Here is a 6,290-nt window from a genome sequence, read left to right as displayed (position 1 = left end):
GGCCGGCGGCCACCCGCTGATCCTCCTGCCGGAGGACAAGCCGGCCGCCCTGGAATCCCTCGTTGCGGCCTACGACCCCGACGTCGTTGTCCAATCCGGCAACGGTCAGCTCCTGCTGGACGAACGCCGGACCGGCACCCGCCATGAGCTTCACCCGGACCTCGCGCTCCTGCTCAGCACGTCCGGATCCACGGGCTCGCCCAAGCTCGTGCGGCTCTCGCATGCGAACCTGCAGGCCAACGCCGAGTCGATTGCCCAGTACCTGAACATCGGGCCCGACGACCGGGCCGTGACGACTTTGCCGATGTCCTACTGTTACGGGCTGTCCGTGATCAACAGCCACCTGCTCCGGGGCGCCGGGCTGGTCCTGACCGGCCTTTCCGTGGTTGATCCGTGCTTCTGGGAGCTCTTCCGACGCCGGGGAGCCACGTCCTTCGCGGCCGTTCCATACACCTTTGAACTGCTGGAACGGGTCGGGTTTGCGGACATGGATCTGCCCGGCCTGCGCTACGTCACCCAGGCCGGGGGCCGGCTGGGGCCGGATTCGGTGCGGAAATACGCCGAACTTGGCCGCCGCAGCGGCTGGGAATTTTTCGTGATGTACGGCCAGACCGAAGCGACGGCACGGATGGCATATCTGCCTCCTGAACTGGCGGCCGAGGTGCCGGGCGCGGTGGGTATCCCGGTGCCCGGCGGCTCGTTCCGGATCGACCCCGTGCCGGGGCTGGAGCACGGCGAACTTGTCTACAGCGGCGCCAACGTCATGCTTGGCTATGCCGAATGCCCGGCGGACCTCGCCGCGGGCCGGACCGTTACGGAGCTCCGCACCGGCGACCTTGCCAGGCTGCACCCGACGGGCGTCTACGAAGTGGTGGGCCGGCGCAGCCGGTTCGTCAAGATCGTCGGGCTGCGCGTTGACCTGGGGCAGGTGGAGCGGCTCCTGGCGGACCTCGGTGTGCAGGCGGCCAGCGCCGGGACGGACGACGGCGTCGTCGTCGCCGTTGAAGGCGACCACGACGCGCACCTGCTGGGCAAGGTCCTCGCCCAGGGCATGGGGCTGCCGCGAGCCGCCCTCGAGGTCCACGCCGTCGAACATCTCCCGCGCCTGGCCACGGGCAAGCTCGACTACAGGGGCGTCCTGGCCCTGTCCGCGCCGAAACCAGGGCCAGCACCCGCCCCCGCGACGGAAACCGGCGCGCCGGACAATAATGCTCCGGACAGCGTTCGGAAGATTTTCCAGGACGTGCTGGAGTGCGCCGACATCGCGCCCAGCGACACGTTCGGGTCCCTGGGCGGGGACTCACTGTCCTACGTGGCCGCATCGGTTCGGCTGGAACAGGCGCTGGGCCATCTCCCGCCGGATTGGCACGTGACCCCGGTCCGGGCCCTGGTGCCGCCGCGAACTGCACCGGGCCGGACGCGTCGACGCTTCTTTGCGCCCGTGGAAACGAGCATCGTGCTGCGGGCCGTCGGGATCGTCCTGATCGTCAGCACGCACGTTGGGCTGTTCAGCTGGCAGGGTGCGGCCCACGTGCTCATGGCGGTGGCAGGCTACAACTTCGCACGCTTCCAGCTCTCTGGGACGCGGATCCCGCGGCTGCGGAGGCAGCTGTCCAGCGTGGCAAGAATCATCGTGCCGAGCATGGCGTTCATCGCGGTGGCCTTCCTGATCACCGACAACTACGCGCCCGCCAATATCGTGCTGCTCAACGCCGTCCTCGGGCCGGAGGGGGTGAGCACCCAGTGGCACTTCTGGTTCATCGAAATTCTCGTCTACCTGCTTCTCGCGGCGACGGCGCTTCTGGCCATTCCGTGGGCGGACCGGGCCGAGCGGCGGTCCCCGCTGCTCTTTCCGCTGGCGCTGACCGGCGTGGGGCTCCTGACCCGGTATGAGCTGGTCAACCCGGGCGTGCCGCACACGGCGCCCGCGCTCTGGCTCTTCGCATTGGGCTGGGCTATCGCACGGTCCCGGACCGTCGCACAGCGTTGCCTGGTCTCGGTCATTGCAGTCCTGACCATTCCAGGATTCTTCGAGAACCCCGGCCGGGAGGCCACGCTCCTCGCCGGGATCCTGCTCCTCATCTGGCTCCCCAGCATTACGGTGCCGCAGGTCCTCCGCCGACTCATGGTGGTACTCGCCAGCGCCTCCCTCTACGCATACCTTGTCCACTGGGTGGTCTATCCGCCGCTGGCCGGGATCAGCCCCGCCTTGGCCGTGGCAGGCTCGTTGGCCGCGGGGGTAGCCTACTGGGCGCTCTGCCTGCRCTTGATGGGGGCGGTCAACCGCCGGCGGGCAGGCGCCGGCAACGATCCGGGCACGAATTCAGCACAACAGTAGGCGCCGACTGCTGTACCAGCGACACTGACGGCATGGTTTTCTGTCTGAAAGACAGCGGGCGACGCTCCACGATCCGTGCCACGGTTGGCGCATTGGTACTGACTGCCTCGCTATCGGGGTGCTCGTCCTCCACGGGCGGGGAGCCGCCATGCTTTCCGCCCGCCTATTCGCTGACCCCGACGACGGCCGCACCGGGGCAAAGCGTGACGGTGGCAGCCCCGGACGCTGGCTGCAACCCCCGCTACGGCAACAACGCGCGCATCCAGGTAAGCGTCACCGACGCAACCGGGGTGGAAGTCGTGAATACCACCAGCGCCATGAACGACGCCGGCGGGTTCACCTACACGTTTGTCGTGCCCGCCCGGACAGCCGCGGGGGATGCCGCCGTAACCGCGGTGCCCTACAACATTGACTGGTGCGATGACACCGGCAGGAACAACCGCGTGGCGGGCGCTGGCGACGTCCGCCTCGAACGGGTGTCCTGCGTGATGCCGATGAAGCCGCTGACCGTCACCCGCTGAAGTGCATTTTCCGGGCGACGGTCGGCAGGGGCTTACCCGCTGAGGTCCCGGGTGAGGATCTTGGCAGAGCAGCTCCTGCTGGTCCTCAACGGCACGCTGTCAACGGCCGCCGTGCTGGGGGCTGAAGGCCCGGCCAGGCAGGGCCTCGCCCTGGCGCGGCAGTTGATCGCCGCCGCGTGCAGCTAGCCCGTCGGCTGCCCGGCCAGGGGCAAGGACGCCGTCGATGTCTACCGGGAGGTGGGAGGGGCCGCGCAGGAACGGGCTCGGCCGGTACGGCGGTGGGTCCGATACCAGCCGCGGGTTCTCCAGCCTGGTGGCGAATTCGGTGAGTGCGATCTGCGCTTCCAGCCGGGCCAGGGGCGCCCCGAAGCAAAGATGAACGCCGCCCCCAAAACCGAGGTGCTGGTTGTTGGCCCGGTCAGGGATGAAGAGCCCGGGGTCAGCGACGTGGGCGGGGTCGCGGTTGCCCGCAGCAAGGACCAGGGTGAGCGAGGCGCCGGCTGGGATGGTGGTGCCGGCGATGTCGATGTCGTCGAGGGCGGTGCGGAACGGGACGAAATGCACGGGCGGCTCGTAGCGGAGCAGCTCCTCGACCATCGGGATGGCCAGGCCGGGGTCAGCGCGCAGCCTCCGGAGCTCGGCCGGGTGACGGAGCAAGGTCAGGACGCCGTTGGAGATGAGGTTTACTGTGGTTTCATGTCCGGCGATGAGCAGGAGAAGCCCGGTGCTCACCAGTTGATCGTCCGGCATGCGGCCCTCCGGGCCATCATCGGTGGCCATCGCTGAAAGCAGGTCAGTCCCCGGGGCCTGCCGGTGGGCGTCGACCAGCTCTTGCATGAACGCGCGCAGTTCCGTGCCGGCCTCAATCCTCTTCTTTTGCTGGGTTTCGGGATCGAGTCCGGGATCGGTGGACTGCAGGGCCAGGTCCACCCAGACCCGGAAGCGCTGTTCATCTCCGGGGGGCACACCGAGAAGTTCGCAGATCACCGTGACGGGCAGGGGATACGCCAGATCATCGACGACGTCGATCCGGCTGCGGTCCGCCATGTTGTCGACCAGATCGGTGACAATTTCCGCCATCCGCGCCTCCATCCCGGCCACCCTGCCAGGCGTCGTGGGCGGCCCGAAGTGCCGCATGGTGATCCGCCGGAACTTGTCGTGATCCGGGGGATCCATGCTGAGGAAAGTCGGCGTCATGCCGGCGCCGTCCCCGTCCTCACCAATCGTGGCGCCCGCCGCGGCGGCAGCCGGGTTGCGGGTTATGTCGGAGCTGACCCGTGGATCGTGCAACAGGGCGGCGATCTCCGCGTAGGTGCTCACTAGATAGCTTCCGTCCGGAAGGCGTCTCACGGGGGTTTTGCGGAGTTCGTCGTAGAACGGGTAGGGGTTAGCCCGGTTGGTGTAGTCGAGGATCTGCTCCCAGGTGCTGGGCTCGGCCATGGCGAAGGCTCCTTGGGTCGTGGGCCGGTCGCTGCCGGTCTCCGGTGCGGCGCATTACGGGAGGCGGCGGTCAGTCAATCTGGCGCGCCGCTCATTGGGATAGTGGCCGGTCACGACGACGGTCGCATCCTGGGTGGGGCTGGCGGCAGGCTGGAACCCGGCCGGCACGGGCTGCGCATCGTCCGGCTCGTCAATATGGTGGAAAGTCGGCGGGAAGGACGCCGCTTGGTCAATCAGCGGTTCATAGAAGTCAAGCCATTTGTTCTGGTTGAACGCCACTGCAGCCACGATGCGGCCCTTGTAGCCGTAAACGGCCAGGAACCGCCGGGATCCGACCGATCCTTGCACGATGGCGACCTCATCGGCGACCGAGGGCACGCCCACGCTCTTAATTTCGGTGCCGAACTGGACGGACCAGAATTTGGGCACAGCCAGGTGCGGCCACCGTGCCGTTTCGCCGCTGACCATGTTGTGCGCTGCAACCTCGGCCTGGGAGACCGCGTTGCCCCAGTGCTCGACGGCGAGGAACTGGTAGCCGAACATCGGCTGCGGGGCGCGGGAAACGTCGCCGGCGACGAAGACGTCATCGGTGACCAGCCCGTTGACGTCGAAAGCCCGGCAGCCGGCGTCGCACGCGACACCCCACACGCCGCTCGCCAATCCGGAGCCTGCGAGCCAGTCACCGTTACGAACGGTCCCGAGCGCGGTGACCGCGATGTCCACGTCAAGTGTTGTGCCATCGGAGAGGCGGGCGCGGCGCAGCTGTCCGCCGGCATCGCCTTCCAGTGAAACGACCCTGACGCCGCAGCGCAGATCCACGCCGTTCTCGATCTGCAGATCTCCGGCAATTGCACCGATCACGCTGCCGAGCGCCGCGCCAAGCGGTGCCGGGCCTGCCTCCGCCACGGTGACCGGCAGGCCAAGTTCGCGGCACACCGAAGCGACCTCGCAGCCGATGAACCCGGCGCCAATGACCAGGACCCGGCGAGGGCGAGGGCGTGCGGCCAGGAGCTGCCGAAGCGTTGCCGCGTCCTCCCGGGTCCGCAATGTCAGCACGCCTGCCAGCGCCGCCTCCGCCGCGTTTGGCCAGGACCGGGCCCGCACGCCAGTGGCGATCAACAACTTGTCGAATCCGATCCGGCCACCGTCGGCGAGGTGCACCTGCCTGGCGGCGAGATCCAGACCCGTGGCCGCGACGCCCAGGCGCCAGTCGGCGTCGATTCCCCGGCGGCGCGGCAGCGACGTGTCAGCGGACCGCACCGACCCGGCCAGGACCTGTTTCGAGAGCGGCGGCCGGTCATACGGCTCGTGCGCTTCCTCACCAATGAGAGTCAGCGAGCCCGTGAACCCTTCCTCGCGCAGCCGCTCCGCCGCGCGCAGCCCGGTCAGTGACGTGCCCACGATGACAATCCTGCCGGATCGAAGGAACGTGCCCCCGTTGCCTCCGGCGGCAGCGGCCGTTCCCGGGGCTTCTTCGGGAGGCCGCGGCCTCTGCGGCTCTTCAAGCTGGTCGAGGCGGATGGCCTGGACCGGGCAGGCCGCGGCGGCCCGCCGGATCCTCGTGCGCTGCGCCTCGTCAGGGGCCGGATCGTAGGTAAGTGCCTCGTCCCCCTGGATCGTGAAGACCTCCGGGGCGAGGAAGGCGCATTGTGCGTAACCCTGACACTTAGTGAGATCGACGACGAGCCTCATGCCGAACTTCTCCCTGTTTGCTCAAGCCAATCGAGTCTAAGCCTCGCGGGCTGGCCGCGGAAGAGGCCTGGGGCCGGGTACGGCGAGGCTGCGGACGCCCTCCAGAGCGGAGCGTGGGGGGTCTTGCGGCGGAGGCGGACCTTCGCCATGCGGCCGCGCTCGGGGCGGCGGCAGGAGTGCAGGTGACACTTAGCCATCGCTCCGGCCGAGTTGCCCCTCGGTGAGGGAACGTGAGCGCCGGGTGTCCTGTATCCGGCGTCCGGTGTCCGGTGTGGCTGTAGGGTGGACGCCGATGACTC

The 6,290-nt window shown here is 68.5% G+C and carries 4 protein-coding genes; 2 read left to right on the top strand and 2 right to left on the bottom strand.

Annotated elements, in window-relative coordinates:
- Both AC1D1S_RS18415 and AC1D1S_RS18410 read left to right on the top strand, forming a co-directional pair.
- The coding region (locus AC1D1S_RS18415) for an AMP-binding protein (RefSeq protein WP_476995129.1) at positions 1–2,338 on the top strand (2,338 nt) is incomplete at its 5' end.
- 209 nt (positions 2,339–2,547) lie between these two features.
- Positions 2,548–2,859, top strand: a complete 312-nt coding sequence (locus tag AC1D1S_RS18410) for a hypothetical protein (RefSeq protein WP_476943489.1) — start codon at positions 2,548–2,550, stop codon at positions 2,857–2,859.
- A gap of 99 nt (positions 2,860–2,958) precedes the next feature.
- Here the strand turns inward: AC1D1S_RS18410 and AC1D1S_RS18405 are convergent, their stop codons facing one another.
- Together AC1D1S_RS18405 and AC1D1S_RS18400 are read right to left on the bottom strand one after the other, a co-directional pair.
- A complete protein-coding gene (locus AC1D1S_RS18405; RefSeq protein WP_476995128.1) occupies positions 2,959–4,299 on the bottom strand; it encodes a cytochrome P450 in 1,341 nt (446 codons plus the stop codon).
- Positions 4,300–4,353: 54 nt separating this feature from the next.
- Positions 4,354–5,991 (bottom strand): FAD-dependent oxidoreductase, encoded by a 1,638-nt coding sequence (locus AC1D1S_RS18400; protein WP_476995127.1) that lies wholly within the window; start codon positions 5,989–5,991, stop codon positions 4,354–4,356.
- Positions 5,992–6,290 lie beyond the last annotated feature (299 nt).

It is taken from the genome of Arthrobacter sp. P1_A5 (genome assembly GCF_056406825.1).
Note: the sequence above shows the minus strand (reverse complement) of the source record. Positions and strands in the feature narration are given on the sequence as shown.